General features: G+C 71.6%; 23 protein-coding genes. 15 read left to right on the top strand and 8 right to left on the bottom strand.

Going from position 1 to position 25,899, the window contains the following annotated elements; genetic code table 11:
• The first annotated feature begins 54 nt into the window (after positions 1 to 54).
• Positions 55 to 1,461 carry a DHA2 family efflux MFS transporter permease subunit gene (locus tag ACZ4SW_RS21155; protein WP_468246861.1) on the top strand — a complete coding sequence of 469 codons (1,407 nt, stop codon included), beginning with the start codon at positions 55 to 57 and terminating at the stop codon, positions 1,459 to 1,461.
• Positions 1,462 to 1,617: 156 nt separating this feature from the next.
• Here ACZ4SW_RS21155 and ACZ4SW_RS21150 read toward each other — a convergent pair whose 3' ends face one another.
• Positions 1,618 to 2,940, bottom strand: coding sequence for an MFS transporter (locus ACZ4SW_RS21150; protein ID WP_468245979.1), 1,323 nt, complete (start codon positions 2,938 to 2,940; stop codon positions 1,618 to 1,620).
• A 63-nt stretch (positions 2,941 to 3,003) separates the two neighbouring features.
• On the opposite strand from ACZ4SW_RS21150, the gene ACZ4SW_RS21145 reads away from it, so the two are divergent.
• From ACZ4SW_RS21145 to ACZ4SW_RS21135, 3 genes are all read left to right on the top strand, one after another.
• Complete coding sequence (locus ACZ4SW_RS21145) at positions 3,004 to 3,987, top strand: GlxA family transcriptional regulator (RefSeq protein ID WP_468245976.1); 984 nt, start codon at positions 3,004 to 3,006, stop codon at positions 3,985 to 3,987.
• Between the two features lie 172 nt (positions 3,988 to 4,159).
• Complete coding sequence (locus tag ACZ4SW_RS21140; RefSeq protein WP_468245971.1) at positions 4,160 to 4,411, top strand: WhiB family transcriptional regulator; 252 nt, start codon at positions 4,160 to 4,162, stop codon at positions 4,409 to 4,411.
• Between the two features lie 279 nt (positions 4,412 to 4,690).
• Positions 4,691 to 5,536 carry an RNA polymerase sigma factor SigF gene (locus tag ACZ4SW_RS21135; RefSeq protein WP_468245965.1) on the top strand — a complete coding sequence of 282 codons (846 nt, stop codon included), beginning with the start codon at positions 4,691 to 4,693 and terminating at the stop codon, positions 5,534 to 5,536.
• Positions 5,537 to 5,631: 95 nt separating this feature from the next.
• Here ACZ4SW_RS21135 and gap read toward each other — a convergent pair whose 3' ends face one another.
• The 3 genes from gap to ACZ4SW_RS21120 all read right to left on the bottom strand — a co-directional run bounded on the left by gap (position 5,632) and on the right by ACZ4SW_RS21120 (position 8,079).
• Entirely contained in the window at positions 5,632 to 6,630 is a 999-nt protein-coding gene (gap, locus tag ACZ4SW_RS21130; RefSeq protein ID WP_468245960.1) for a type I glyceraldehyde-3-phosphate dehydrogenase, read from the bottom strand.
• A 142-nt stretch (positions 6,631 to 6,772) separates the two neighbouring features.
• Complete coding sequence (locus ACZ4SW_RS21125) at positions 6,773 to 7,729, bottom strand: GlxA family transcriptional regulator (protein WP_468245954.1); 957 nt, start codon at positions 7,727 to 7,729, stop codon at positions 6,773 to 6,775.
• 134 nt (positions 7,730 to 7,863) lie between these two features.
• Positions 7,864 to 8,079 (bottom strand): hypothetical protein, encoded by a 216-nt coding sequence (locus tag ACZ4SW_RS21120; RefSeq protein ID WP_468245950.1) that lies wholly within the window; start codon positions 8,077 to 8,079, stop codon positions 7,864 to 7,866.
• A gap of 480 nt (positions 8,080 to 8,559) precedes the next feature.
• Here ACZ4SW_RS21120 and ACZ4SW_RS21115 point away from each other — a divergent pair, with 480 nt between their 5' ends.
• Together ACZ4SW_RS21115 and ACZ4SW_RS21110 are read left to right on the top strand one after the other, a co-directional pair.
• Positions 8,560 to 9,342, top strand: a complete 783-nt coding sequence (locus tag ACZ4SW_RS21115; RefSeq protein ID WP_468245944.1) for a hypothetical protein — start codon at positions 8,560 to 8,562, stop codon at positions 9,340 to 9,342.
• A 178-nt stretch (positions 9,343 to 9,520) separates the two neighbouring features.
• Complete coding sequence (locus ACZ4SW_RS21110; RefSeq protein WP_468245940.1) at positions 9,521 to 10,135, top strand: sigma-70 family RNA polymerase sigma factor; 615 nt, start codon at positions 9,521 to 9,523, stop codon at positions 10,133 to 10,135.
• Between the two features lie 171 nt (positions 10,136 to 10,306).
• Here ACZ4SW_RS21110 and ACZ4SW_RS21105 read toward each other — a convergent pair whose 3' ends face one another.
• Entirely contained in the window at positions 10,307 to 11,185 is an 879-nt protein-coding gene (locus tag ACZ4SW_RS21105) for an RNA polymerase sigma-70 factor (protein WP_468246859.1), read from the bottom strand.
• A 236-nt stretch (positions 11,186 to 11,421) separates the two neighbouring features.
• On the opposite strand from ACZ4SW_RS21105, the gene ACZ4SW_RS21100 reads away from it, so the two are divergent.
• From ACZ4SW_RS21100 to ACZ4SW_RS21075, 6 genes are all read left to right on the top strand, one after another.
• Positions 11,422 to 11,907, top strand: a complete 486-nt coding sequence (locus tag ACZ4SW_RS21100; RefSeq protein ID WP_468245935.1) for a carboxymuconolactone decarboxylase family protein — start codon at positions 11,422 to 11,424, stop codon at positions 11,905 to 11,907.
• 73 nt (positions 11,908 to 11,980) lie between these two features.
• A complete protein-coding gene (locus ACZ4SW_RS21095; RefSeq protein ID WP_468245929.1) occupies positions 11,981 to 13,084 on the top strand; it encodes an FUSC family protein in 1,104 nt (367 codons plus the stop codon).
• A 146-nt stretch (positions 13,085 to 13,230) separates the two neighbouring features.
• Positions 13,231 to 14,073 (top strand): SDR family oxidoreductase, encoded by an 843-nt coding sequence (locus ACZ4SW_RS21090; protein WP_468245924.1) that lies wholly within the window; start codon positions 13,231 to 13,233, stop codon positions 14,071 to 14,073.
• A gap of 13 nt (positions 14,074 to 14,086) precedes the next feature.
• Entirely contained in the window at positions 14,087 to 15,172 is a 1,086-nt protein-coding gene (locus ACZ4SW_RS21085) for a type I phosphomannose isomerase catalytic subunit (protein WP_468245920.1), read from the top strand.
• 353 nt (positions 15,173 to 15,525) lie between these two features.
• Positions 15,526 to 16,617, top strand: coding sequence for a PP2C family protein-serine/threonine phosphatase (locus ACZ4SW_RS21080; RefSeq protein WP_468245915.1), 1,092 nt, complete (start codon positions 15,526 to 15,528; stop codon positions 16,615 to 16,617).
• Between the two features lie 126 nt (positions 16,618 to 16,743).
• On the top strand, positions 16,744 to 17,568 hold the full coding sequence (locus tag ACZ4SW_RS21075) for a class I SAM-dependent methyltransferase (RefSeq protein WP_468245909.1): 825 nt from the start codon (positions 16,744 to 16,746) through the stop codon (positions 17,566 to 17,568).
• A 197-nt stretch (positions 17,569 to 17,765) separates the two neighbouring features.
• Here ACZ4SW_RS21075 and ACZ4SW_RS21070 read toward each other — a convergent pair whose 3' ends face one another.
• The 3 genes from ACZ4SW_RS21070 to ACZ4SW_RS21060 all read right to left on the bottom strand — a co-directional run bounded on the left by ACZ4SW_RS21070 (position 17,766) and on the right by ACZ4SW_RS21060 (position 22,767).
• Entirely contained in the window at positions 17,766 to 18,317 is a 552-nt protein-coding gene (locus tag ACZ4SW_RS21070; RefSeq protein WP_468245904.1) for a DoxX family protein, read from the bottom strand.
• 1,021 nt (positions 18,318 to 19,338) lie between these two features.
• A complete protein-coding gene (locus ACZ4SW_RS21065; protein ID WP_468245899.1) occupies positions 19,339 to 21,729 on the bottom strand; it encodes an ATP-binding cassette domain-containing protein in 2,391 nt (796 codons plus the stop codon).
• A 249-nt stretch (positions 21,730 to 21,978) separates the two neighbouring features.
• Entirely contained in the window at positions 21,979 to 22,767 is a 789-nt protein-coding gene (locus ACZ4SW_RS21060; protein ID WP_468245892.1) for a TetR/AcrR family transcriptional regulator, read from the bottom strand.
• Positions 22,768 to 22,859: 92 nt separating this feature from the next.
• Here ACZ4SW_RS21060 and ACZ4SW_RS21055 point away from each other — a divergent pair, with 92 nt between their 5' ends.
• From ACZ4SW_RS21055 to ACZ4SW_RS21045, 3 genes are all read left to right on the top strand, one after another.
• Positions 22,860 to 23,249, top strand: a complete 390-nt coding sequence (locus ACZ4SW_RS21055; protein ID WP_468245887.1) for a VOC family protein — start codon at positions 22,860 to 22,862, stop codon at positions 23,247 to 23,249.
• 175 nt (positions 23,250 to 23,424) lie between these two features.
• Positions 23,425 to 23,919 (top strand): MarR family winged helix-turn-helix transcriptional regulator, encoded by a 495-nt coding sequence (locus ACZ4SW_RS21050; protein ID WP_468245881.1) that lies wholly within the window; start codon positions 23,425 to 23,427, stop codon positions 23,917 to 23,919.
• A complete protein-coding gene (locus tag ACZ4SW_RS21045; protein WP_468245874.1) occupies positions 23,916 to 25,715 on the top strand; it encodes an MFS transporter in 1,800 nt (599 codons plus the stop codon). The genes ACZ4SW_RS21050 and ACZ4SW_RS21045 overlap by 4 nt, the downstream gene beginning before the upstream one ends.
• Positions 25,716 to 25,899: the final 184 nt, after the last annotated feature.

Raw genomic sequence — 25,899 nt, 5'->3', positions numbered from 1 at the left:
CCTGTCCTGCCCCTCTCCTCCTTCCGTCCCGGCCAGCGCCTGGTCGTCCCCGTCATGTGCGTCTGCGTCACGTTCATCGCGATCGTCGACGGAGCGATCACCACGGTCGCGCTCCCGTCGATCGCCCGTCAGTTCCACCTGACCACCGCCGCCCTGGACGGGGTGGTCGTGGTCTACCCGGTCTGCCTGGCCATGGCCATCCCCGCCTCGGCCTGGCTGGTCGAACGGTTCGGCGCCAAACGCGTCCTGCTCACCGCGCTGACCGGCTTCCTCGGCTCCTCGCTGCTGTGCGGCGCGGCCACCGGCCTCGGGCCCCTCGTCGCCTTCCGCGCGCTCCAGGGACTGTCGGCCGGAGTCCTCTTCCCCGCCTCGGCCTCCTTGCTGTTCTCCACCTTCAACTCCTCGGAGCAGGTGCGGATCTCCCGGTACATGATCATTCCGCAGCAGATCGCACCGGCCGCCGCTCCGGTCCTCGGCGGCCTGCTGGTGGACCACCTGTCCTGGCGCTGGGTCTTCTACGTCAACCTGCCGGTGGGCCTGCCGGCCGTGCTGTTCGGGCTGCTGTTCCTGTCGGGGCACCGCGGCCCCCGGCCCGGACGCTTCGACCTGCCCGGGCTGCTGCTCAGCGCGGCGGCCCTGGGCTCCGTGATGTTCGGCGTCAGCGAAGGACCCAACCGCGGCTGGTCCTCCGCCGCAGTGGTCACCGCCCTGGTGCTCGGCGCCGCCCTGCTCGCCGCCACCATCGCCTTCGAACTGCGCGTCGCCGAGCCCCTGCTGAAGCTCCGCCTCTTCGCGGACCGGCTCTTCAGGGACACCAACCTGATCAATCTGGTGGGACTGGTGCCGATCCTGGGCGCCATGTATCTCGGCCCGCTCTTCCTGCAACAGGGACAGGGCCGCACCGCCCTGGAGTCCGGCACCAGCACCTTTCCCGAGGCCTTCGGAGTGCTGCTGACCGTTCAGGTCGCCGGTGCCTGTTACGCGAGGATCGGCCCGAGGGTCATCGTCGGCTGCGGTATGGCGGGAGTCGGCGCGGTCCTGCTGCTGTTCGCCACCTGTGACGAGCACACCGGCCTGTGGGCCTTCCGCGGCTACATGTTCCTGCTCGGTGTCGCCATGGGCGGGGTCTTCATGCCGACCACGGTGGCCTCACTGGCGACCATCGCGCGACCGGACCTCGCCCAGGCGTCCACGCTGAACACCGTCGTACGCCAGACCGGAGGCGCCCTCGCGCCCGCGGCGGTGACCATGGCCCTGGTGCTGAGCACCCCCGCGGCGGCCGCGGCGGACCCGCCCGTCACCGCCTACCGACACGCCTACCTCGCCCTGGCCGCGATCGCGGCGGTGACCGCGGTCTTCGCCTTCACCCTCCCCGACGGCCCGGCCCGCGCCGCGGCACGCGGCACCACAGTCGCGAACCGGTCCACCCCCTTCCGACGCCAGAGCGAGACCGCCCGCTGAGCGAGACCGCCCGCTGAGGGAGACCGCCCGCTGAACGAGAACACCCGCTGAGGGAGAACGCGTGCTGCGGGGAGAACGCCCGCCAGGGGCATCCGTCGTTCGAGCGGGGCGGCGAACGCGGAGCCGACCGGCGCGGCGGTCACGACCGAGAACCCCTCAGCAGTCGCCGACCGCGCTGTCCTGGGCCCGCTCCCGCGCAGCGGCGGGTCGTTCCGGCGTGCTCGTGTGAAGGGCCAGGGACAGCAGCGCGGCACTCGCGCAGGCGGCGCCCAGGCTCAGCCAGACGGGGTCGTAGCTGCCGAACGTGTCGCGGGCGGCGCCGCCGAGGAAGGAGGCCGACGCCGCGCCGACCTGGTGGGCGGCGTTGACCCAGCCGAAGACGATGGCACTGTCGGCACCGTAGAAGGTGCGGCACAGGGCGATGACCGGAGGGATCGTCGCCAGGTCGAGCAGGCCGAACAGGACGACGAAGGCCATCATCGGCGGGTCGACCGTGGCCGTCATGATCAGCGGCAGGCACACCAGGAGCAGGCCGCGCAGGAAGAAGCAGGCGGCGAGCAGCCGTCGTGCGTCGGCGCGGTCGGTGAGCCAGCCGGAGGCGATGGTGCCCACCACGTTGAAGACACCGATGAACGCCAGGAGCGTCGAGGCGGTGGTGACCGGCATGCCGTGGTCGTGGGCGGCCGGCGCGAAGTGGGTCCACATGATGCCGTTGGTGGACGCCCCGCACACGGCGAACGCGGCGGCCAGCAGCCAGAAGGGGACGCTCCGCGAGGCACTGCGCAGAGCCGTGAGGGTGCGGTGCGCGGCGCCGGGCGCAGGAGCCGGCCGGGGCACGAACGCGCGGCTCCCGTAGGGGCGTCGGCCGACATCGGCGGGGTGGTCGCGCACCACCAGGCACACCGGGGCAGCGACCGCGAGCGCGGCCAGGGCGAGGCTGACCAGGGCGGGACGCCAGCCGTGGTGGCCGATGGTCCAGGACAGGGCGGGCAGGAAGACCATCTGGCCCAGGACGCTGCCCGAGGAGAGGACTCCGGTGACGAGCCCGCGCCGACGGGCGAACCAGCGGTTGGTCACGGTGGTGCCGAGGGTCATCGACAGCGAACCGGTGCCCAGGCCGACCAGGAATCCCCAGTAGAGCGTGAACTGCCAGGCCTCGTTCATCGTGGTGGCCAGCAGCGACCCGGCGGCGACGGCGCCGAGTGCCGTGACGACGACCCGGCGGACGCCGAAGCGGTCCATCAGGGCCGCAGCATAAGGCGCCGTGAGCCCGTAGAGCACCATGTTGACGGAGGCGGCGAGGCCGATCGATCCGCGCGACCAGGTGAACTCGTCGTGCAGCGGCTCCTGCAGGATGCCCGGCATGGTGGAGAACGAACCGGCGACGACGATGGCGACTCCGGTGACGGTGGCGACCCACCAGGCACGGTGGGCCAGGGGGTTTCGAGGACGGCCGGTCAGGTCTCGCATGCGGTCCATCCTTGGTCGGGCGCGCGGCCCGAAACCACTGGCCAGCTGGACCGGTAGTGAAAGAATCCGGCCATGACCGTGTCACGTGGGACGGCGCACCGGGTGGCGGTACTGGTGCGCCCGGGACTGCTGCCGATGGAACTGGGCATCGTGCACCGTCTGTTCGGAACGGCCGAGGACGACCGGGGACGGCCGCTGTACTCCGTCGTGACGTGCGCGCCGTCGCCCGGCGAGATCCCCACGGACGCCGACTTCACCGTCAACGTGCCCTACGGGCCCGAGGCGCTCGAGGGCGCCGGCACCGTGATCGTGCCGGCCGCCCTGGAGGACTACGGGCCGCAGGCGCGCGGGCGGTTGGGCGCCGAGGTACGCGAGGCCCTGGAGCACATACCCGCCACGGCCCGGCTGGCGTCGATCTGCACGGGGTCGTTCGTGCTGGCGGCCGCGGGGCTGCTGGCGGGACGGCGGGCGACGACGCACTGGAAGTCGTGCGCCGAACTGGCCGCGCTGTACCCGGAGATCGAGGTGGATCCCCATGTGCTCTACACCGATGACCGGGGCGTGCTGACCTCCGCCGGCGTGGCGGCGGGGATCGACCTGTGTCTGCACATGATCCGTGGCGATCACGGTGCCGACATCGCCAACGCCGTCGCCCGGCGCACGGTGGTACCGCCGCACCGCGAAGGCGGGCAGGCACAGTACATCGAGCGGCCCGTCCCCGAGCCGGGGGACACCTCGACCGCCGCCGCCCGGTCCTACGCGCTGCGGCACCTGGACGAACCGCTCACCCTGGAGGACCTGGCCGACCGGGCGGCGATGAGCGTGCGCACCCTGACCCGCAAGTTCCGGCGGGAGACCGGTGTGACGCCGATGCAGTGGCTCACCCAGCAGCGGTTGCAGTACGCACGCCGACTGCTGGAGCGCACCGACGAACCGGTCGACCGTGTCGCGGCGAGGACCGGATTCGGTACGGGCACCGCGATGCGGCAGCACTTCCGCGAGTCGCTGGGCGTGTCGCCACGCGCGTACCGCAAGACCTTCCGGGGCGCCGAGTGAGGGCACTCGTACGGGTGGTGGATCCCCGCCGAGCCGGATGGACTTGTGAGGATTCCGCGAAGCTTACACATGCACGGCTTTTCGTCCGGTTTCATCCGGGTGTCGGCAGGTGACCCGAAGCGCGTACACGTTTTCCGAGGGCACGGACGACTTTCGATCGCAGGTGACTTTCATGGACAACTGGCGAGACCACGCCGCGTGCCGACACGAGGATCCCGACCTCTTCTTCCCGATCGGCACCACGGGACCGGCGCTGCTGCAGACTCAGCAGGCCAAGGCGGTCTGCCGACGCTGCCCCGTGCAGGAGGAGTGTCTGCAGTGGGCGCTGGACACCGACCAGACCATCGGAGTGTGGGGCGGTACGAGCGAGACCGAACGCCGCGCGCTCAAGCGGCGCGCGGGAGCCCGGCGCCGCTCCGGGTAGCGCGGGCGGTGCACACGGGCGCGCCGCACGGACGCCATCGGTGATCCTGGTGAGCGGGCCCAGCCCGTGGGGGCCGCCGCGGTGCGGCGGCTCCCACGTGTCCCGACCGCAGGTTGCGGAGCCCATTTCACCCTTTCCGGGTCGCGACGGCATGCCGTGACGACAGTCGTGGCGGAAAGTCGCGCGCAAAAGGCTGGCATGCCCGGCGGACGCCGGGGTACACGACGGCTCGTCAGCACATGCAGGCAGGGAGGCCTGCTTGGATCCGGGAGGGAAAACGTGACGGCAGCGACCACGGCGACGACGGACGCGTACATAGCCGGACTGCCGCAGCTCGCCGACCCGTCCGGGGTCGCACCCAAGGACGCCCGTACGTTGTCGAAGCTGTTCTTCGACCAGTTGGCGGTGCTGGAGGAGGGCACGCCCGAGTACCAGTACGCGCGCAACACGCTGATCGAGATGAACATGTCCCTCGTCCGTTACGCGGCGGCCCGGTTCCGCAGCCGCGGGCCGGAGGAGATGGAGGACATCGTCCAGGTCGGCATGATCGGACTGATCAAGGCGATCGACCGGTTCGAACTCTCGCGGGAGGTCGAGTTCACCTCCTTCGCCATCCCGTACATCGTGGGTGAGATCAAGCGGTTCTTCCGTGACACCTCGTGGGCGGTGCACGTGCCGCGGCGCCTGCAGGAAGCCCGGGTCCAGCTCGCGCGCGCCACCGAGGAGCTCCGCAGCCGCCTGGGTCGCGCTCCGACGGTCAAGGAGCTGTCGGAGCTGATGTGCCTGTCCGAGGAGGAGGTCGTCGAGGCCCGTCTGGCGGCCAACGGCTACAACTCCTCGTCCCTGGACGCCGCCATCAACAACAGCGATGACGGTGAGACCGCGCTCGCGGACTTCATCGGCACCGACGACCAGGCGCTGGAACTGGTGGAGGACTTCCATGCCTTGGCCCCCATGATCGCCGAACTCGACGAGCGGGACCGGCAGATCATTCACCTGCGCTTCGTCGAGGAACTCACCCAGGCGCAGATCGGCGAACGCCTCGGCGTCTCCCAGATGCACGTCTCACGCCTGCTGTCCCGCACGCTCGCCCGGCTGCGCAAGGGCATGCTCAGCACCAGTTGACCCCCGGCACCGTGGGACGAGCCGCCCCTGGAACCCCGAACGGGTCCCAGGGGCGGACTGGTTCCAGAGGGACGCTTCCCCCGAGAGAACTCCCGTCAGCGGGTGGCGAGGAGCTCGAGTGTGTCGATGACGCGGTTGGAGAAGCCCCACTCGTTGTCGTACCAGGCGACCACCTTGACATGGCGGCCGTCGACGCGGGTGAGGGCCGAGTCGAAGATCGACGAGGCCGGATTGCCCGTGATGTCGGAGGACACGAGCGGGTCGTCCGAGTACTCGAGGATGCCGGCGAGCGGCCCCTCGGCCGCGGTGCGGTAGGCCGCCAGCACGTCGTCGCGCGTCACGTCGCGGGCGACGGTCGTGTTGAGCTCGACGATCGAGCCCACGGGGACGGGCACGCGGATCGAGTCGCCCGACAGCTTGCCGTCGAGGTTCGGCAGCACCAGGCCGATCGCCTTGGCGGCGCCCGTCGTGGTCGGCACGATGTTGACGGCGGCGGCACGGGCCCGGCGGGCGTCGCGGTGCGGACCGTCCTGCAGGTTCTGCTCCTGCGTGTAGGCGTGCACCGTGGTCATGAACCCGTGCTCGATGCCGGCGAGTTCGTCGAGCACCGCGGCCAGCGGCGCGAGCGCGTTGGTGGTGCACGAGGCGTTCGAGACGATCGTGTGCACCGCCGGGTCGTACGCGTCGGTGTTGACCCCGAACGCGAGCGTGACATCGGCGCCGTCGGAGGGCGCGCTGACGAGCACCTTCTTCGCGCCCGCGTCCAGGTGGGCACGGGCGGCCTTGGCGGAGGTGAAGCGGCCGGTCGCCTCCAGCACGATGTCGACGCCCAGTTCGGCCCACGGCAGCAGCGCCGGTTCCCGCTCGGCGAGCACCGTGATCCGACGGCCGTCGACGACGAGGGCGTCCCCGTCGACGGTCACCGGGCGGCCGAGCCGGCCGGCCGTCGTGTCGTAGGCGAGCAGCCGTGCGAGCGTGGCGGGCTCCGTGAGGTCGTTGACGGCGACGACCTCCAGGTCACTGCCGCGTTCGAGCAGTGCGCGCAGCACGTTGCGTCCGATGCGGCCGAATCCGTTGACGGCGATGCGAGTCATGAGTCATGTCCCTTCGGTTCGCCACCAGGGTCACGGTCGCGCGTCCGCCCCTGACAGCGGCGTGATCGCCACCCTTCGCAAGGATCGCGCCAGGGCAAACCTGCCGTCCTCGGACGGCCGGCCGGGGACGGGGGCGGCCCGGCTACTCGCCCTGGGCGAAGGTGCGCCGGTACTCGCTCGGAGTGGTGCCGAGGATGCGCTGGAAGTGCAGCCGCAGATTCGCACCGGTGCCGAGACCGACGTCGGCGGCGATCTGCTCGACGCTCCGCTGCGAACGCTCGAGCAGTTCGCGAGCCACGTCGATCCGGGCGCGCATGACCCACTGCATCGGCGTGTACCCGGTGTCCTCGACGAAGCGCCGCGAGAACGTGCGCGGCGACACCGCCGCGTGCCGGGCGAGCACCTCGAGGGTGAGGGGCTCGCCGAGCCGGTGCAGCGCCCACTCCCGGGTGGCGGCGAACCGCTCGCCGAGCGGCTCGGGCACACTGCGCGGCACGTACTGTGCCTGGCCGCCGCTGCGGTAGGGGGCCGCGACCAGGCGCCGGGCCGCGTGGTTCGACGCGGCCACCCCGAGGTCGCCGCGCAGGATGTGCAGGCACAGGTCGATGCCCGAGGCCGCGCCGGCCGATGTCAGCACGCTGCCCTCGTCGACGAACAGGACGTTCTCGTCGACCCGAACGAGCGGGTGCTTCGCCGCGAGGGCCCGTGTGTAATGCCAGTGCGTGGTGGCGCGCCTGCCGTCGAGCAGGCCCGTCGCGGCGAGCGCGAAGGCGCCCGTCGAGATGGCGGCGAGCCGGATCCCCCGGGCGTGGGCGGCGGTCAGCGCGTCGACGACGGCCTGCGGCGGATCGTCGCGGTCCGGGAACCGGTAACCGGGGATGAAGACGATGTCGGCCCACGCCAGCGCGTCCAAGCCGTCGGCGACGTGGTACGACAGGCCGTCGCCGCCGGTCACGAGACCGGGCGCCGCGCCGCAGACCCGTACCTCGTAGGGCATGCTCGCGCGAGTGGTGAACACCTGTGCGGGAATGCCGACGTCAAGCGGCTTCGCACCCTCGAGCACAAGGACGGCGACGCGCCGCAGGCGGGAGGCTGACACGGGAACAGGGTACGCAGGTGCGGGACTGTGGAGGGCCGGGGACGCCGCGCAGTCCGGTGCGACGCACTGACCGGGGGTGGATCGATGTCCCAGGCCGCGGCTGCCGCCGGCGGGAGCCGCGGCCTGGTGGTGGGTCAAGGCAGGGCGATGCCGTCCAGCCTGCCCGCCTTGGCGTCGTCGATGAGCGAGGAGAACTGGTCGGCGCTCATCTGGACGCGCTGGCCGAAGTCGTCGGTCAGGACGATCCGGCGGTCGGCCGGGGCGTTGGGGTCGACGAACAGTTGGGGGCAGCCGCAGTTGCAGTTCCCGCAGAACGTTGCCACGGGCTCCAAGCCGTTGGTCTCGGACATGTCGCTCCACCTTCCGTGGATGGGGGATTGCGGCGCCTCGGCGTCCGGATGCCCGGGACCGGCCGTCGCGGGGGGATTGTCCAGGGGATACCCGGCACGGATGGCGTGGACGCGCGCCCCTGGTGCGTCTGGGGGCGCGGAAAGCGCAGGCGTGCGCTCGTGCTCCCTGCGTTGCTTCGGCTCCGTCGAACGGGCCGGGAACCGAACGCCGCCCGCTTCCGACTTCTGTCGGGGGAGACCGGCATGACCGGGTGGACGTGCTGCGCATCGGCAAGCACAGAGGCCCGGTTGCGCGGCGCGCGAGCGGCGGGTCCGGCAGGATCCGGCGGGTACCGGGTGAGATGACGATCACCTCTCGGACGGAGGATCTGCGCGCCCCGCCCTGTGTTCTGGATCACGCGCTTCTGCTTGAGTGGAGAGCCGGGTCGTTGTCCGTACCCACGCATGACGACCGAAGCCCGGATGCGAGGATGAGGCGCCGTGACGGCTGGGTGGTGTTCTCGCGCGATACGAGCCGCGGTGTTCGCGGCCGTCTGCGTGCTGCTCGCCGCCCTGGGACACGTCATGATGTCCGGAAGCCATGTGCCCGCGTGGGCGTTGGCCGCGGGCGCTGCCGTGACCGGCGCCGTCGGCTGGTGCCTGGCCGGGCGGGAGCGCGGGCTGCCCCTGATCGTGACGGTCGTCGTCGCCGCCCAGACGGTGCTCCACTCGGCGTTCTCGCTCGCCCAGTCGCCGGCTCCGGGACAGGCGTCCGGAACCATGGCGTTGATGAACAGGGGTTCCCTGCCTCCCATGGGCTCAACGCCCATGGGCTCAACGCCCATGGGGTCTATGGACATGGGGTCTATGGACGTGGGCTTCATGGGCTCGATGCCCATGGACTCCATGGACTTCGGGCACATGGGCATGGGGCATATGGGCATGGGGCATATGGGCATGGGGCACATGGGCGTAAGTCCCACCGCTCACATGGGCCACTCCGCCTTCGACACCTCGTCCTTCGGCATGCTGGGCGCCCACCTGCTCGCCGCGCTGCTGTGCGGCCTATGGCTGGCCCACGGGGAGAAGGCCGCGTTCCGCATCCTGCGTGCCGTCGCCGGGTGGCTCGCCGCGCCGCTGCGGCTGCTGCTCGCCCTGCCCGTCCCCCAGGACCGCCCGCGCTTCCGTGTGCGTCGCGGTCGCTCGGACCGGGCGCCGCGTCTTCTCCTTCTCGTCCACACGATCACCCACCGGGGTCCCCCACGAGGGACGGCTGTCGTCTGAGGACAGCCGGTTTCCCCGAGGCCGCCTGCGCGCCTCGGGCCACGGCCGTACGCCCGCACGGGCGCCTTGGCGCCACAGCGCCGTAGGGCCGTCTCCCACCCTCGCCGGAACTCGCCGGACCGCCCGCACTTCCGCCTGCCCGCGGTCCGGATCCCGGATGACCCGAGAAGGACTCCAGGTGATCACTTCTGCCCTGCCCACCTCACGCGACGCATGTGACACGGCGGCGTCGGACGACGAGTCGACGACCGCCTGGGCGCTGGCCGCCCGTGGCGGCGACATGGACGCCGTAGAGCACTTCGTGCGTGCTCTGCACCGCGACGTCCTGCGTTACGTCGCGCACCTGTGCCGCGATCCGCAGGCGGTCGACGACCTGGCGCAGGACACGTTCCTGCGCGCACTCGGCAGTCTGCACCGCTTCGAAGGGCGGTCGTCGGCCCGAGCGTGGCTGCTGTCCATCGCCCGGCGTGCGGTGATCGACAGTCATCGGCATGCCGCCGCCCGGCCCCGCCTGTCCGACGCGGCGGACTGGCAACTGGCCGTCGAGCTGGCCCAGCCGCGGGGGCTGCCCGGCTTCGACGACGGGATCGCCCTGCTGGACCTGCTGTCCACGCTGCCCGACGAGCGCCGGGAGGCGTTCATCCTCACCCAACTGCTCGGTCTGCCCTACGCGGAGGCGGCCGAGGTGAGCCACTGCCCGGTGGGCACGGTCCGCTCGAGGGTGGCGCGGGCCCGGGCCACGCTCATGGACCTGCTGGCCGCAGCGGAGAGGCCCGCCGCCGCGGCGGCCTGAACCGGGGGAAGGGGGTGCGGTGCCCGCCGCGAGGGTCTGCCCGGCACCGCACACCTTCGTCACCGGAGCGGCCGACGAGAACGACCGGGCCGGACACGGAGGACGACGCGCCGGTGCGGAGGCCGGGCCGTCGCCCCCCGTCGAGGTCGGGCACCCGGGCGATGGCCGGGCTCAGCGGCTCAGGGCCGTCTCCCGCCGCATGCGGGACAGTTTCTCGGGATTGCGCACGGCGTAGAGCCCGGTGATGAGGCCGTCGTCGATACGCACCGCCATGACGGTGTCGAGCTCGCCGTCGAGCCGGAGAACCAGGGCCGGATGGCCATTGACCTGCGTCGGCCGCAGCGATGCCACGGTGGCGACCTTGCCCAGTCCGGCGACCAGCAGGCGGGCCACCTTGTCGGCCCCCAGCACGGGCCGCGGAACGGCCTGCTTGACTCCGCCACCGTCACCCATGAGGACCACATCCGGTGCCAGGATGTCGAGCAGCCCCTGCAGGTCCCCCGTTTCGACCGCGCGACGGAACGCCTCGAGCGCCTCTCGGGTCTCGGCCGGAGAGACGGCTCCGCGCGGCCGGCGCGCGGCGACGTGCGCCCGCGCCCGGTGGGCGATCTGACGGACCGCGGCAGGGCTCTTGTCGACGGCTTCACCGATCTCCTCGTACCCGAGGTCGAACACCTCGCGCAGCACGAACACCGCCCGCTCGGTCGGCGTGAGCGTCTCCAGCACCAGCAGCATCGCCATCGAGACGCTGTCGGCGAGCTCGACGTCCTCGGCCACGTCCGGTGCGGTCAGCAGCGGCTCGGGCAACCAGGGGCCGACGTAGGACTCCTTGCGGCGGCCCAGCGTGCGCAACCGGCTCAGGGCCTGGCGCGTGGTGATCCGGACCAGGTACGCACGCCGGTCCCGCACCGCGCCGAGATCGACACCCGCCCACCGCAGCCAGGTCTCCTGCAGGACGTCCTCCGCGTCGGCGGCCGAGCCGAGCATCTCGTAGGCGACGGTGAACAGCAGGCTGCGATGGGCGACGAACGCCTCGGTGCCGGGGTCCATGAGTCCGCCGCCGGCGTGCTGCCCGGCCGTGTCCTGTGCGCGCTCGCTGTGCCCGCTCTCCACCGGCTGCTCCTGCCTGCTCGCTCGTGACCGTTCCACGCGCACAAGACGCCGGTCCCCGCCTCGCTGTGACACCCCTGAGGGGTGGCGCACGTCACACCACCGGCCCGTCACAGGGAGCGGATCGTCGGCATCTCGTGTTCGTCCAGTGCGACACCACGAGTGAGGACGAAGTCATGGACGCCCGATTCAACATGTTCGACAACGAGATCGCCACGAAGTTCTTCAAGCGGTTCGCAAACGCCGGCCTCGTGATCCATCAGTCCCCGCTGCCGAGGGCCACGCAGGAGCTGGTGTCGCTGCGCGCCAGCCAGATCAACGGCTGCGGCTGGTGCATCGACGCGCACACCAAGGAGGCCGCAGCCGCCGGTGAGACCGCGGTCCGGCTCAACCTGGTCGCCGCCTGGCGCGAGTCCACGGTATTCACCGAGGCCGAGCGGGCCGCGCTGGCGCTCGCCGAAGAAGGCACGCGGCTCGCCGACGCCCACCACGGCGTGTCCGACGAGACGTGGGCCCAGGTCCGCAAGCACTACGACGACGACCAGATCGCCGCACTGGTCTCCCTCGTCGCCCTGATCAACGCGGCCAACCGGCTCGCCGTCATCGTGCACCAGCGCGGAGGCTCCTACGAGCCCGGGATGTTCGCCGCCGCCTACAACTGAACTGCATACATCCCCGCCAGAAAGCCACATGTCCTGGCGACGATGCTGACTTCTGAGCCGGAGGACGGCCGTGGTGAGGGGAAGCCGGTGGCGGCTCGCCGAGGTGGTGGGGCGTGCCCGGGACATGAACTGGTCCCGGGCGACGCCGGGGGCAGGGCTGCGCTACGCCCTCGGGGCCGGTGCCGTGCTCGCCGCCGCAACGGCCCTGTGGGGTCCGCGCCCCGGCATGATCGTCGCCGCGGGAGCGGTCAACGCCGGGGCGGTGGGCACCACCGCCGGGCTGTCCCGTCCGCGCGCGGCCATGTGCGTGTCGCTCACCGCGCTCGCCACCGCCGCTTTCCTGGGCATGGTCACGGCGCGCGCCCCAGCCGTCTCGATCGTCGTGCTCGCCCTCCTCGGGGCGGTCGCGGGACTGCTCGCCCGCACCGGGCAGGCGGCCTCCACGATGGGCGTGCAGGCCATGGTGGGATTCGTGACGCTGGGCCGGTCGCCGCAGCCGGCCGGCACCGCGGCACTGCTGGCCGCGGGCATCGTGATCGGCGGCCTCGCCCAGCTCGCGCTGGGCCTGCTGCTGCGCAGGGCCGCTCTGCGGGCCGTCCTGCGGGCATGGTCGCCGTCAGGACACCGGCGCGCCGACCCGCACCCGGACCGGCCGCCGATCCGGGAGGTGCTGCGGTCGACCGGCCGGGCGCTCACGCATCCGGATCCGCTGGCCCGCTGGCACGCCTTCCGGCTCGCCCTGGGGCTGGCGCTCGCGCAGGCGGCCGCCGAATGGCTGCTGCCGGGCCAGCGCGGTTACTGGATCACCCTGACGTTGCTGAACGTCCTCAAACCGGTCTGGGTCACCACCGCAAGCCGAGGTGTGGACCGCTGGGCCGGCACGCTGGTCGGGGTACTGGTGGTGGGCGTCGTGGCCGACGCCGTCCCGCTGCGGGGAGCGGGCCTGGTGGCGGCGGTGGCGGTACTGCTGTGGGGCGCATTCACGCTGCAGCCGGTGAACTACGGGCTGTTCTGCGCCTGCATCGCCGGGTACGTCCTGCTGTTCCTGCAGGTGGTGGCCGCGCCACCGGGTGACTCCGCCCTCTACCGGGCGGTCGACACCACCCTCGGCGGACTGCTGGCCCTGGTCCTGCACGCCCGGGTCCGGCGACCGGGAAGCCGGCCGAGCCGCGACTGAACGCCAGACGGCACGACCGCCGGCGAGCACGTCAGGCGATATGAGCTGTTTCTCCCGAATGTTCCCGGGTAGCCGTTCCCGGAGTTCGGGGCTGCGTCGCCCCGTTCCCGCCTCATTCGCCCCACAGGTCAAGGATGTGTTGTTCCATGACGCAACCCGCGCAGCAGCAGCAGCCCCCCGGGACCGAAGCGGAGATGCGGCCCAGGCCCGACCACGGAGAGCACAGCTACCGGGGGTCGGACCGACTGGCCGGGAAGGCCGCGGTGATCACAGGCGGCGACAGCGGCATCGGCAAGGCGGTGGCCATCGCGTTCTCCCGGGAGGGCGCGGACGTGCTGATCTCCTACCTGCCCGAGGAGGAAGAGGACGCCCGCGACACCGCGCACTGGGTGGAGGGCGCCGGCCGCAAGGCGGTGCTGGTTCCGGGAGACCTCGCCGAACCGGCGCACTGCCGCGAGGTGGTCGGCCGGGCCGTGGAGGCGTTCGGCAGGATCGACGTGCTGGTGAGCAACGCGGCGTTCCAGATGACCCACGGATCGCTGGAGGAGATCCCCGACGAGGAGTGGGACCGCACTCTGGCGATCAACCTCAGCGCGCTGTTCCACCTGGCCAAGGCGGCGGTGCCGCACATGCGGCCGGGATCGTCGATCATCGCCACCACCTCGGTCAACTCCGACATGCCCCCGCCCGCCCTGATGCCCTACGACGTCACCAAGGCGGGCATCGCCAACATGGTCGGCGCCATGGCGCAGATGCTCGGTGAGCGGGGGATCCGCGCCAACAGCGTGGCACCCGGGCCGATCTGGACGCCGCTGATCCCCGCGACCATGCCGCCGGAGCAGGTCGAGAACTTCGGCTCGCAGGTGCCGCTGAGCCGCCCCGGCCAGCCGGCCGAGGTCGCGCCGGTCTACGTCCTGCTCGCCTCCGACGAGGGCTCGTACGTCTCCGGCGCCCGGGTCGCCGTCACCGGCGGACAGCCCATCCTCTGAGGAGGCGGACCTCGTGGACTGGTACCCGCTGCGGCTGACCGCCCCGGTCAAACAGCATGTCTTCGGCGGCCGCGTCCTGGCCGACCGATGGGGCCGTGCGGGGCTGCCCGACGGTCCGGTCGCCGAGACCTGGGAGGTCAGCGACGTCGACGGCGAGGGCGCGGTGGTGACCGAGGGACCGCTGGCCGGGCACACCCTGCGACAACTCGTCCGGGAGCACCCGGAGGAACTGGTCGGCCCGGGCCGGCACGGTGAGCGCTTCCCCGTTCTGACGAAGTTCATCGATGCCACCGGGCCGCTCCCGGTCCATCTGCACGCCGACGACGAGACCGCCCGCCGCCTCGAGGACCAGCCCAACGGCAAGACCGAGGCCTGGCACGTTCTGGAAGCCGCCCCCGGCGCCACCGCCCTCGTCGGCGTCAAACCCGGCGTCGACCGCGACCGGCTCCACCGCGCCCTCCTCGCGCAGGACTTCGACGCGGTCCTGCGCCGCCTGCCGGTACGCGCCGGACAGACCCTCTACGTCCCCGGCGGGACCCTGCACAGCTTCGGCCCCGGCACCCTCGTCTACGAGATCGAGCAGACCTCCGACATCCAGCAGCACGCCATGCGGCACCGGATGGAGGACGGCTCGCCGATCACCGACCAGGAGTGGCACACCAATCTGGAGCGGCTTCTGGAGGAGTGGCGACCCGAGCCGCGCCCCGACTTCCAGTCCGGTCTGAGCGTGCCGGTGGACGACGGCGTGGAGCGCACCGTGCTGTGCGCCGGTCCCCACTTCGCCCTGGAGCGGTGGCGGGTCGGCACCGCCGCGCCCCTGGTACACGAGTTCACCGGCGGGCTGATCCTCAGCAACGCGGGACCGCCCGTCACCGTCGCCACCCCCGGCGGACGGGAGCGACTCGCCCGGGCCGAGAGCCTGCTGCTGCCCGCCGCGCTGGGCCGCCTGCGGATCGAGGGACCGGCCGACGTCCTGCTCGGCTTCCTCCCCGATCTCGACCGCGACGTCCGCACCCCACTGCTCGCCGCAGGCCACGGGCCCGCCGCGATCGCGGCACTCGGTGAAGGGCTCTCCGCTCCCGTCCACGGCACCTGCTGAATCGATGCCGGGCCATCCACAGGGCGAAGCTGTCGTCCGCGATGACCGGAGCGACGTACCGGACACTCAAGGACGGCACCAGGCATGCGACCGGTCACCGGGGTGAGGGGTTCGCAGCCCCGTACAAGGCGCTCCCTGAAGCGGTACACCAGGTCCCGGCGGCCGCTCCCCATGGTGTGGTCCCGAACGTGGACACGATGAGCCTGCGTTGAGGGCGACGTGCGCCCTGAGTGGAGCACGCGACCTCGGCGAGGCAGGCTGTAGCCATGCGGTCGCTGCTGAGCTCATCCGACCCACCAGGAGCGGACGGTCACAGCCGGGTCCTCCTCAGACTCGCGCAGTGCGTGCCGTTCGTGATCATCTTGCTCGCCCTGGGCATCGAGCTCTCGCCCGCACACGCTGTGGTGACCGGACCCATCCTCGCCGCGATGCCGGCCGTGGCCTCGCTGACGATGGGGCCGAAAGGCACCCTTTCGGCAGCCGCCGCCGCTTTCGCCGTCACCGCGATCACCGCCACCCTCCACCAGAGCTGGGCCGGTCAGGCCTACAGCAACCTCCTGTCCCTCCTCGTGGTGTCAGTGGCCAGCATCACCATGAGCAACGCCATGCGCATGCGCGCGCAGAGCGAGCTCGACCAGGTGCGACGGGTCGCCATGGCGGCGCAGCGAGTGGTCCTGCAGCCGGTGCCGACCCGGCTGGGTGCGGTGCAGCTGGCCAGCCTGTACCGTGCGGCCGAGACGGGGGCACAGATCGGGGGCGACCTGTACGAGGCCGTGCACACCCGGTACGGGGTCCGGATGATCGTGGGGGACGTCCGTGGCAAGGGGCTGCCCGCCGTGCGCCTGGCCGCCGCGGTCCTGGGCGCGTTCCGGGAGGCCGCGCACTACGACGCCGACCTGGCGGAGGTGATGAACCACTGTGCCGCCGCGCTCGAACGCGCCGGGCCGAGCACCGTCGGCCAAGGCCATGGGGAAGACCAGGCCGAGGACTTCGTGACGGCGGTCGTGGCCCAGGTGCCCGACGGACACGTGGTCCAGGTGGTCAATCGAGGGCACCCGCCGCCCCTGGTGCTGCGCAACGGCAAGGTCGAGGCCCTGATGCCCACTTCACCCCTGCCTCCCCTGGGCCTGGAGGATTTCGTCGCCGGTCCCCCTGCCAAGGTGGAGAGCTATCCGTTCGAGCCGGGTGACCGTCTGCTGCTGCACACCGACGGAGTGATCGAAGCCCGCAGCCCCGACGGCGTCTACTTCTCCCTGCACGAGGCCATGGAGGCGGTGCACCCGTGCACCCCGTCCGAGTTCCTGGACCGGCTGCACCAGGGGCTGATCCGCCATACCGGGGGCCGCCTGGCGGACGACGCGGCGATGCTCCTCGTCGAACGGCTCGCGCACGCAGACGCACAGGGAGAGCGGGCTGCCGCCTCCCCGGCGGACAGACGGAACTGACCCCTCCCTACCTGTGCCGCGTACAGTGTGCGTTCCCCCGGGCCGACACCCGAGCAACCGTTGGCCGATGCAGAAGTGGGCCGGCTGCCGGCCGGCCTTCGGTCCGCCCGGCTGGAAGGTGGTCGCATGACCGACGAGGTGAGTTTCGAGCCAGGCCTGTACCGGGGCACCGCCGTGTACTACGACCGGTTCCGGCTGCCCTACCCGGACGCGATGATCACCGACCTTGTCCGCCGGACTGCCCCGTCGGGGAGCGGACGCCTGCTCGACCTCGCTTCCGGCACGGGCCAGCTCGCGTTCCCGTTGCGCGGCTGGTTCGCGGACGTATGGGCCGTGGACGCCGAACCCGACATGACCGAGGTGGTTCGCGCCAAGGCGGTCGCCGCCGGTGCAGCCCATGTCCGGGCCGTCACGTCGAGCGCCGAGGACCTGCGGGCGGAGCCGGGCGGTTTCGAACTGATCGTCATCGGCAACGCCTTCCATCGACTGCACCGCGCCCTGGTCGCGGAGCGGTCCCACGCCTGGCTGGAGCCCGGTGGCTGTCTTGCGCTGTGCTGGTCGACCTCCCCGTGGGTGGGCCCGAGGGACTGGCAGCGGGCGCTCGACGACGTGTTGCACAGGTGGCGTGAAGCGCTCGGTGCGACCGACCGCGTTCCGCCCGGCTGGGACAAGCCACGGCAGCAGGACCCGGACCGCGACGTACTGTCCCGTGCCGGCTTCGAGCCCGCCGGGCGACATGAGTTCGCTGCCGAGCACCACTGGACGGTTGACGAACTCGCCGGGCACATCCGGTCGACGTCGTTCCTGCCGCCCGCGGTGCTCGCGGAGCACGCCGCTGAGTTCGACGCCGACCTCACGGCGGCACTCGGCCGCTACGGAGGCGACGACGGCCTCGTGGAAACGGTCGGCTTCGCCTACGAACTGGCCCGGAAACCAGTCGGCCGTCCATGATCGTCGACGCGGTGGGCGGCAGCCGCTCCTCCTGACCGGCCCTGTCACCAGCGGTTTCACCAATGACACGTGGTCTTTCCGCGGCCCGCCAGGCGTCAAGCCCCGCACGGGCGGAGCCGGAGACCCGCCACCCGCGCACCGAACCGCGGCTTCCAGTGCCGCTCACCGGTCGCAGGTGACGGCCGTCTCCCGGGAGTTCAGAGACTGAGTGCGACGGCCGCGGCGATTCCGCCGAGGCCCAGGGCGAGGGCACCCTCGGCCCAGCCGCCCGCACCCCAACGGAAGAACCGGTCGACGGCGAGCCGACCGGGGCCGATGGTGGCGACGGCCAGAGCGACAACGGCGATGCAGACGCCGTACTCCACGCCGCCGCTGGTCGCCCACAGGCCGTGTGCGCCGGTCACCGTTGCCATGGCGTTGATCATCACGCCGATGATGGCGGCGGCGGCGAGCGGTGTGAGCAGCCCCAGAGCCAGTCCGAGGCCGCCGAGGAATTCGGACAGGCCGCAGACCAGGGCGAATACCTTTCCCGGGTGGTATCCGAGGGCCGCGAACCCGTTACCGGTCGCGGTCAGGCCCTTGCCTCCGAAAAGACCGAACAGCTTCTGAGCGCCGTGCCCGGCCATCAGCAGTCCGAAGGTCAGCCTGATCAGCAGGAGCCCCCAGTCGGAGGCGAATGACCGCGGCGTCGCGGCGTACCGCGGTTCCGCGGAAGTCGGAGTTCGGTGCGTGTAACCCCTGGCAGTCATGGGATGCTCCGGTGAGCACGTGTGGGGGGAGCTTCCGCAGCCCGGGGCCGGGCGCCGGGCCACCGGCCGGACGGCGAGCATCCCCGCGACATCGGCCGCAGGAGCTCCTGGTCCGCGGCTCCTCCGCCGCGGCACACCGCCCGCAGGCGGGTCCGGTTCCGAGGGGCCTTGACCCATACCGTCCGCGAGGAGTTCGACGCTGCACGCGTCGGGCCGCGGGGGGAGGACCGCTGTGGTCTTGTCGCTGCCGAGGCCGTTCAAGCAGCCGGCCAGGAAGGCCTGGTTGACGGCTCGGACCCTTCGGGGCCAGGGAGCTGTGCTCCCGTCGCCACACGGCCATCATATCGCCAACGCAATTGGGTGAAACCCCTTGATTCGGGTCGGTCCCTGGGTCGTTAGGCCGGTGCTCGGCCGCGTGCGTCGAGCGAGGCGTGGCTGCGGCCGACGGACTGGAGCTGCGGCAGGGGGCGGTGACAACGGGGAGGGCCGGGCGAGTTCACCGACGGGGAGCACGTCTAGTGCGCCCCGTGCTCCCCGTCCGGTCAGCCGTTGCGCCTGGACTGGTACGTGTTGCTGCCGTAGTGGTCCTCTTGATCGGCGTCGAGCTGGCAGGTGGAGCACAGTTCGTGGCGCCCCGAGTAGGTGATCACGCTTCCCCAGCCATTGCACACTTCGCAACGTGCGGCCAAAGCGGCGTCGGCGCGGGGGTTTGGATCAGGAGCTGCATTCGCTCCATGGATCATTCGGCTCTCCTGGCGTCAAGGCGGTCATGCAGTGCACCTTGGCTGGCGCAATGTCCAGCTTAGACCGTTTTACGCCCGATTGCGCCCGTTTCTACCTCTTTTTATGACCGGTTGTGTTGGCGTGACAGTCCGCGCATTTTCCCTTGCGTTGTGTGACGACGGAAGTGCGTATGGTGCCGTCGCTCGTCGGTTCGGCATCCCCTTCTCGGCTGGTCGACTGCGCCTTGGGGCAAGGGAGGCGGCCGAGGCGGGAACGCTGATACCTCGGCCGCGGTCGGTCAGGCGCCGACGTACTCCGCCAGGTGCCGCCCGGTGAGGGTGGAGCGGGCGGTGACGAGGTCGGCGGGCGTGCCCTCGAAGACGATCCTGCCGCCGTCGTGGCCCGCGCCGGGGCCGAGGTCGATGATCCAGTCGGCGTGGGCCATGACCGCCTGGTGGTGCTCGACGACGATGACCGACTTGCCGGAGTCGACGAGCCGGTCGAGCAGGCCGAGCAACTGCTCGACGTCGGCGAGGTGGAGCCCGGCGGTCGGCTCGTCGAGGACGTAGACGCCGCCCTTGTCGGCCATGTGCGTGGCCAGCTTGAGCCGTTGCCGCTCGCCGCCGGACAGCGTGGTGAGGGGCTGGCCGAGGGTGAGGTAGCCGAGCCCGACGTCGGCCAGCCGGCGGAGGATGGCGTGCGCGGCCGGCGTGCGCGCTTCGCCCGCGCCGAAGAACTCCTCCGCCTCCGACACCGACATCGCCAGCACCTCGCTGATGTCGCGGCCGCCGAGGTGGTACTCCAGCACCGAGGCCTGGAACCGCTTGCCGTCGCATTCCTCGCAGGTGGTGGCGACGCCGGCCATCATCGCCAGGTCGGTGTAGATGACGCCCGCGCCGTTGCAGGTGGGGCAGGCGCCCTCGGAGTTGGCGCTGAACAACGCCGGCTTCACACCGCCGGCCTTCGCGAACGCCTTGCGGATCGGGTCGAGGAGTCCCGTGTACGTCGCCGGGTTGCTTCGCCGGGAGCCGCGGATCGCACCCTGGTCGATGGACACCACGCCGGCGCCCGCGGGGATCGACCCGTGGACGAGCGAGCTCTTGCCGGAGCCGGCGACGCCGGTGACCACGACCAGCACCCCGAGCGGTATGTCGACGTCGACGCCCCGCAGGTTGTGCGTCGTCGCGCCGCGCACCTCCAACGTGCCGGTGGGCCTGCGCACCGTCTCCTTGAGCGCGGCCCGGTCGTCGAAGTGGCGCCCGGTGATGGTGCCGCTGGCCCGCAGCCCCTCGACGGTGCCCTCGAAGCAGACGGTGCCTCCCGCCGTGCCGGCGCCGGGGCCGAGGTCGATGACGTGGTCGGCGACCCGGATCACCTCCGGCTTGTGCTCCACGACGAGCACCGTGTTGCCCTTGTCCCGCAGCCGCAGCAGCAGGTTGTTCATCCGCTGGATGTCGTGGGGGTGCAGACCCGTGGTGGGCTCGTCGAAGACGTAGGTGACGTCGGTGAGTGAGGAGCCGAGGTGACGGATCATCTTCACGCGCTGCGCCTCGCCGCCCGACAGGGTGCCCGACGGCCGGTCGAGCGAGAGGTAACCGAGGCCGATCTCCGCGAACGAGTCGAGTGTGTGCTGCAACTTCGCGAGCAGCGGGGCCACCGACGGCTCGTCGAGGCCGCGCACCCATTGGGCCAGGTCGCTGATCTGCATGGCGCAGGCGTCGGCGATGCTGATGCCCTTGATCTTCGACGACCGGGCCGCCGCGCTCAGCCGGGTGCCGTCGCAGTCGGGGCAGGTCGTGAAGGTGACCGCCCGGTCCACGAACGCCCGGATGTGCGGCTGCAGCGCCTCCCGGTCCTTGGCGAGGAAGGACTTCCGGACCCGCAGGACCAGCCCCTCGTACGTCATGTTGATGCCGGCGATCTTCATCCTGGTCGGCTCGTGGTGGAGGAAGTCGTGCAGCTCGGCCTCGGTGTAGTCGCGGATCGGCTTGTCCGGGTCGAGGAGGCCCGACTCCTTGTAGAGCCGCATGTTCCATCCGCCCGCGTTGTAGCCGGGGACGGTGATGGCGCCCTCGGCGAGCGACTTGCCCTCGTCGTAGAGCTGGGTGAGGTCGATGTCGGTGACCGTGCCCCTGCCTTCGCACTGCGGGCACATGCCGCCGGTGATCTTGAAGTCGCGCCGCTCCTTCACGGTCTTGCCGCCGCGTTCGAGGGTGACCGCACCCGCCCCGCTGACGGAGGCGACGTTGAACGAGAACGCCTGCGGCGAGCCGATGTGCGGCTGCCCGAGCCGGCTGAACAGGATGCGCAGCATCGCGTTGGCATCGGTGGCGGTGCCGACCGTGGAGCGGGGGTCGGCCCCCATCCGCTGCTGGTCGACGATGATCGCGGTGGTCAGCCCGTCCAGTACGTCGACCTCGGGCCGGGCCAGCGTCGGCATGAAGCCCTGCACGAAGGCGCTGTACGTCTCGTTGATCAGCCGCTGCGACTCCGCGGCGATCGTGTCGAACACCAGTGAGCTCTTGCCCGAGCCGGACACGCCGGTGAACACCGTCAGCCGGCGCTTGGGGATCTCGACGCTGACGTCCTTGAGGTTGTTCTCGCGCGCCCCGTGCACACGGATCAGGTCGTGGCTGTCGGCGACGTGCGGCGCAGGCGACTGCGGGTCCGTGTTCGTGGCCATGCTCATGGTGTCTCCATCCGTTGCGCGGGGCCGCCTTCGCGGTCTTCGTGGGCGTCGCCTGGCTCGGTCCGAGCGGCTTTGAGCCTAACGTCCGGCCCTCCTCCGTCGGCGCGGTCGCGACGACGTCCGCCGGCCCGGCGGCCAAGACTAGGTGCGCCGACGTGACCGGCGCTTCTCGAATCCTGATCGGTCCGGTGCGGCGACCCGCCCGCACCGGACATCGCCCCGCCCGGCCCACTGCGAGCCGGCCACCTCCTACGTCGAGGTGGGTGCGTTCGCGTCGCGGCTCTCGTCGATCAGGGAGGCGAAGGCGTCGAGGGTGCGTTGCAGGCCGAAGACGTAGGCGTGGTCGGGGTCGTAGGCGCTGCCGTGCGCCGTGCCCGCCGCCGTGCCGACGCGGACGGCCGTGGGGAAGGCGTCCGCGTCGAGGACCCGGGCGAGGAGCGGGGCGTTGACCTGCCACCACTGTTCGTCGTTCATGGCGCTGTCGTGCCGGGCGGCCCGGGCGTCGGCGGCGGCGCGGGCGCATGCCTGTACGAAGGTGAGCAGGTAGGTGAGGCAGTCGTCCATGTGGACGTCGCTGAGGCCGAGGCCCTCGAAAGCGGACAGCTCGTGCTCGTACTTCTCCATCAGCCCCGGCCCCAACGGGGGCCTGGCGGTGGAGACGGCCGCGGCCCACGGGTGGCGTTCGAAGAGTGCCTTGTTCTCGTCGGCGATGGCGGTGACGCGCCGGCGCCAGGGCTGTCCCGTCGTGTCCGTCCGGGGCATGCGGGCGTAGGCGGCGTCGAGCATCAGGTCGAGGAGCTCGGCCTTGCCCGGGACGTAGGTGTACAGCGTCATCGGCACCACGCCGAGTTCCTGGGCCACGCGGCGCATGGTCACCGCGTCCAGGCCTTCGGCGTCGGCGATGGCGGTGGCCGCCTCGACCACCGCGTCGATGCTCAGCCCGCGTCGCGGTCCGCGCCCGCGGTCGGGCGCCGAGTGGCGCCACAGCAGTTGGAGGGTGCGGGCCGGGTCGCCCGCGCTGGTTCGGTCCGTAGGCACGAGGGCAATCCTCTCGCACCGAATCTCTGTACGCTGTACATTGTACGGCGTACAGAGTCGTACAGGGAAAACTTCGGGACGTAGGAGCCTCCATGAAGGTCACTGCCAGTGCCGTGTCACTCAACGTCGACGACGAACGGGCGTCCAGCGCCTTTCTCCGCACCCACTTCGGGTTCCGGGAGGAGATGGCCGCGGACGGGTTCGCGTCCCTGACGCGGGACGACGTGGGCATGAACGTCGTCTTCCTGCGGAGGGGGCTGGACACCCTCCCGGCGGACCAGCGCGACGAGCACGCCGCCGGCCTCATCCTCGCCTTCGTCGTCGACGACCTCGAAGGGGAACTGGCGCGCCTGCGCGCCGAGGGGGTCACGGTCACCATGCCGCTGACCGAGGAGGAGTGGGGCGAGCGCGCTTTCCAGGTCCGTGACCCCAACGGTGTGATCGTCCAGTTGGTCGACTGGAAGGCCACCGCCGGCCACTGACACGTGGGAGACCGCCCTCCGTCGCCGCGCTGTTCGCCCGGCCCCGACCGGTTGGCGCCCGGCCGGGGCCGACCGGCGTCCCACCGCAGCTCGACTCGCCCGCCGGGCTGCCCCGGCGGGATCCTTTGCCGAATTTCTATAGGTCGCCTATATAGGCGCGTGATATTTGGAAGGCATGGAGCAGCCCCACACCGGAGACGACCCGCGCGAAACCGCGCGGGCGCTGGCAGAAGTCGCCTCCGCCGTCGTCAGAACGCTGACCGACCGGCGGGACATGAGTTTCACCACGGCGTCCACGCTCGCCCGGCTGGAGCGGGAGGGCCCGGTCCGGCTGACCGCGCTGGCGGCGGCGGAGAGCGTCGCCCAGCCCTCGATGACCCAGCTGGTGCAGCGCCTGGAACGCCAAGCGCTGGTGGAGCGCATCGAGGATCCGGGCGACGGGCGGGTCACGCTCGTCGCCATCACGGACGCCGGGCGCGCCCTGCTCGCCGAGCGCAGGCGGGCACGGGACGCCCGCCTGGCCGACCTGCTGGCCCGCCTCTCCGAGGAGGAACAGCAGGCGCTGGCAGGCGCGCTGCGCACGGCCCTGCCGCTCGTGCAGCGGATGCTCGAGCACGTCACGCAGCCGCGCCCCCTGCCCGAACAGCAGCCCACCGGGAGCACGCGATGACCACTGACGAAACCCGTCACACACCCGCCGTCGCCGCCCCCGAGCAGCGGCGCGAGCGCAGGACGTGGATCGGCGTGGACCACCCCCGCTACAAATGGGTCGCGCTGACCAACACCACCGTGGGCATGCTGCTCGCCACGATCAACAGCTCCATCGTGCTCATCTCCCTGCCCGGCATCTTCACCGGCATCCGGCTCGACCCCCTCCAGCCCGCCAACGTCAGCTACCTGCTGTGGATGCTCATGGGCTACATGCTCGTCACGGCGGTGCTGGTGGTCGCCCTGGGCCGGCTCGGCGACATGATGGGCCGCGTCCGCATCTACAACGCCGGCTTCCTGATATTCACGCTCACCTCGGTGGTGCTGTCCCTGGACCCCTTCCACGGCGGGGACGGGGCGCTGTGGCTGATCGGCTGGCGCATCGTGCAGGCCGTCGGCGGCTCGATGCTGATGGCGAACTCGGCGGCCATCCTCACCGACGCCTTCCCCGCCCGCCAGCGCGGGATGGCCCTGGGCGTGAACATGGTGGCGGGCATCGCCGGGTCGTTCCTCGGCCTGGTCCTGGGCGGAGCGCTCGTGACGTGGAACTGGCGCTCCGTCTTCTGGGTGAACGTACCCATCGGACTGATCGGCACGTTCTGGGCGTACAAGTCACTGCACGAGGCCGGGATCCGCAGGCCGGGGCGGATGGACTGGTGGGGCAACATCACCTTCGCCGCCGGGCTGACCGCCCTGCTCGTGGGCATCACCTACGGCATCCAGCCCTACGGCGGCCACACCATGGGCTGGACCAACCCCTGGGTGCTGGCAGGCCTCGGCGGCGGTGCGGCCCTGCTCGCCGTCTTCTGCGTCGTGGAGATGAAGGTCGCCGAGCCGATGTTCCCGCTGCGCCTGTTCCGCAACGCCGCCTTCGCGGGCGGCAACGCGGCCACCCTGCTCGGCGCCATCGCCCGCGGCGGACTGCAGTTCATGCTCATCATCTGGCTGCAGGGCATCTGGCTGCCCCTGCACGGCTACGACTACGCCGACACCCCTCTGTGGGCCGGCATCTACATGCTGCCGCTGACCGTCGGTTTCCTGCTCGCAGGACCGGTCTCCGGAGCACTGTCCGACAAGTTCGGCGCGCGTCTGTTCGCCGCCGCCGGGTTCCTGGTGATGGCCGTGTCGTTCGCCGGGCTGCTCCTCCTGCCGAGCGACTTCTCCTACGGGATCTTCGCCGTGCTGATCCTGCTCAACGGCCTCGGCGGCGGCCTGTTCGCCGCCCCGAACACCTCGGTCATCATGTCGAGCGTGCCGGCCCACGCCCGCGGTGCCGCCTCCGGCATGCGCGCCACCTTCCAGAACGCGGGCATGGTGCTGTCCATGGGCGTGTTCTTCTCGCTCATGGTGGCCGGACTCTCCGGTTCCCTGCCGCACACGCTCACCGCGGGGCTCACCGCCCAGGGCGTCCCGGCGGGTGCCGCCCACACCGTCGCCGGACTGCCGCCGGTGGGCGTCCTGTTCGCCGCCTTCCTCGGCTACAACCCGATCCAGCACCTGCTCGGGCCGACGATCCTCGGCCACCTCTCTCCGAGCGCGGCCGCGCACCTGACAGGACGCGAGTTCTTCCCCCACCTGATCTCGCAGCCGTTCCACGACGGCCTCGTCGTCGTCTTCTCCCTCGCCATCGCCATGTCCCTGGCCGCCGCGGCCGCCTCCCTGGTCCGCTCCCGCGCCACGACGCCGCCCGCCCCGCAGACCGCCGCGCCGAACCCGCAACCGGCTGAAGGAGCTTCCCGGACACCCCCCACTCCGTAGCCCAGCGGGAAGCCCGACTGCGGGGGGGGGGGGGGGGGGGGAGGGGGGGGAGGGGGGAGGGGGGGGGGGGGGGGGGGTGGGGGGGGGGGGGGGGGGGGGGGGTAGGGGGGGGGGGAGGGGGGGGGGGGGGGGGAGGGAAGGGGGGGGGGGGGGGGGGGGGGTTGGGGGGGGGGGGGGGGGGGAG

It is taken from the genome of Streptomyces sp. NPDC028331 (assembly GCF_055565775.1).
The sequence above is the reverse complement of the archived record's forward strand: the minus strand, read 5'-3'. Positions and strand labels throughout refer to the sequence as shown.

Coding starts and splice junctions, on each gene's coding strand:
- ACZ4SW_RS21065 (WP_468245899.1), bottom strand. CDS start 21,729: ATGAGCATGGCCACGAACACGGACCCGCAGTCGCCTGCGCCGCACGTC.
- ACZ4SW_RS21100 (WP_468245935.1), top strand. CDS start 11,422: ATGGACGCCCGATTCAACATGTTCGACAACGAGATCGCCACGAAGTTC.
- ACZ4SW_RS21055 (WP_468245887.1), top strand. CDS start 22,860: ATGAAGGTCACTGCCAGTGCCGTGTCACTCAACGTCGACGACGAACGG.
- ACZ4SW_RS21155 (WP_468246861.1), top strand. CDS start 55: ATGTGCGTCTGCGTCACGTTCATCGCGATCGTCGACGGAGCGATCACC.
- ACZ4SW_RS21050 (WP_468245881.1), top strand. CDS start 23,425: ATGGAGCAGCCCCACACCGGAGACGACCCGCGCGAAACCGCGCGGGCG.
- ACZ4SW_RS21045 (WP_468245874.1), top strand. CDS start 23,916: ATGACCACTGACGAAACCCGTCACACACCCGCCGTCGCCGCCCCCGAG.
- ACZ4SW_RS21105 (WP_468246859.1), bottom strand. CDS start 11,185: ATGGACCCCGGCACCGAGGCGTTCGTCGCCCATCGCAGCCTGCTGTTC.
- gap (WP_468245960.1), bottom strand. CDS start 6,630: ATGACTCGCATCGCCGTCAACGGATTCGGCCGCATCGGACGCAACGTG.
- ACZ4SW_RS21150 (WP_468245979.1), bottom strand. CDS start 2,940: ATGGACCGCATGCGAGACCTGACCGGCCGTCCTCGAAACCCCCTGGCC.
- ACZ4SW_RS21120 (WP_468245950.1), bottom strand. CDS start 8,079: ATGTCCGAGACCAACGGCTTGGAGCCCGTGGCAACGTTCTGCGGGAAC.
- ACZ4SW_RS21075 (WP_468245909.1), top strand. CDS start 16,744: ATGACCGACGAGGTGAGTTTCGAGCCAGGCCTGTACCGGGGCACCGCC.
- ACZ4SW_RS21145 (WP_468245976.1), top strand. CDS start 3,004: ATGACCGTGTCACGTGGGACGGCGCACCGGGTGGCGGTACTGGTGCGC.
- ACZ4SW_RS21140 (WP_468245971.1), top strand. CDS start 4,160: ATGGACAACTGGCGAGACCACGCCGCGTGCCGACACGAGGATCCCGAC.
- ACZ4SW_RS21070 (WP_468245904.1), bottom strand. CDS start 18,317: ATGACTGCCAGGGGTTACACGCACCGAACTCCGACTTCCGCGGAACCG.
- ACZ4SW_RS21090 (WP_468245924.1), top strand. CDS start 13,231: ATGACGCAACCCGCGCAGCAGCAGCAGCCCCCCGGGACCGAAGCGGAG.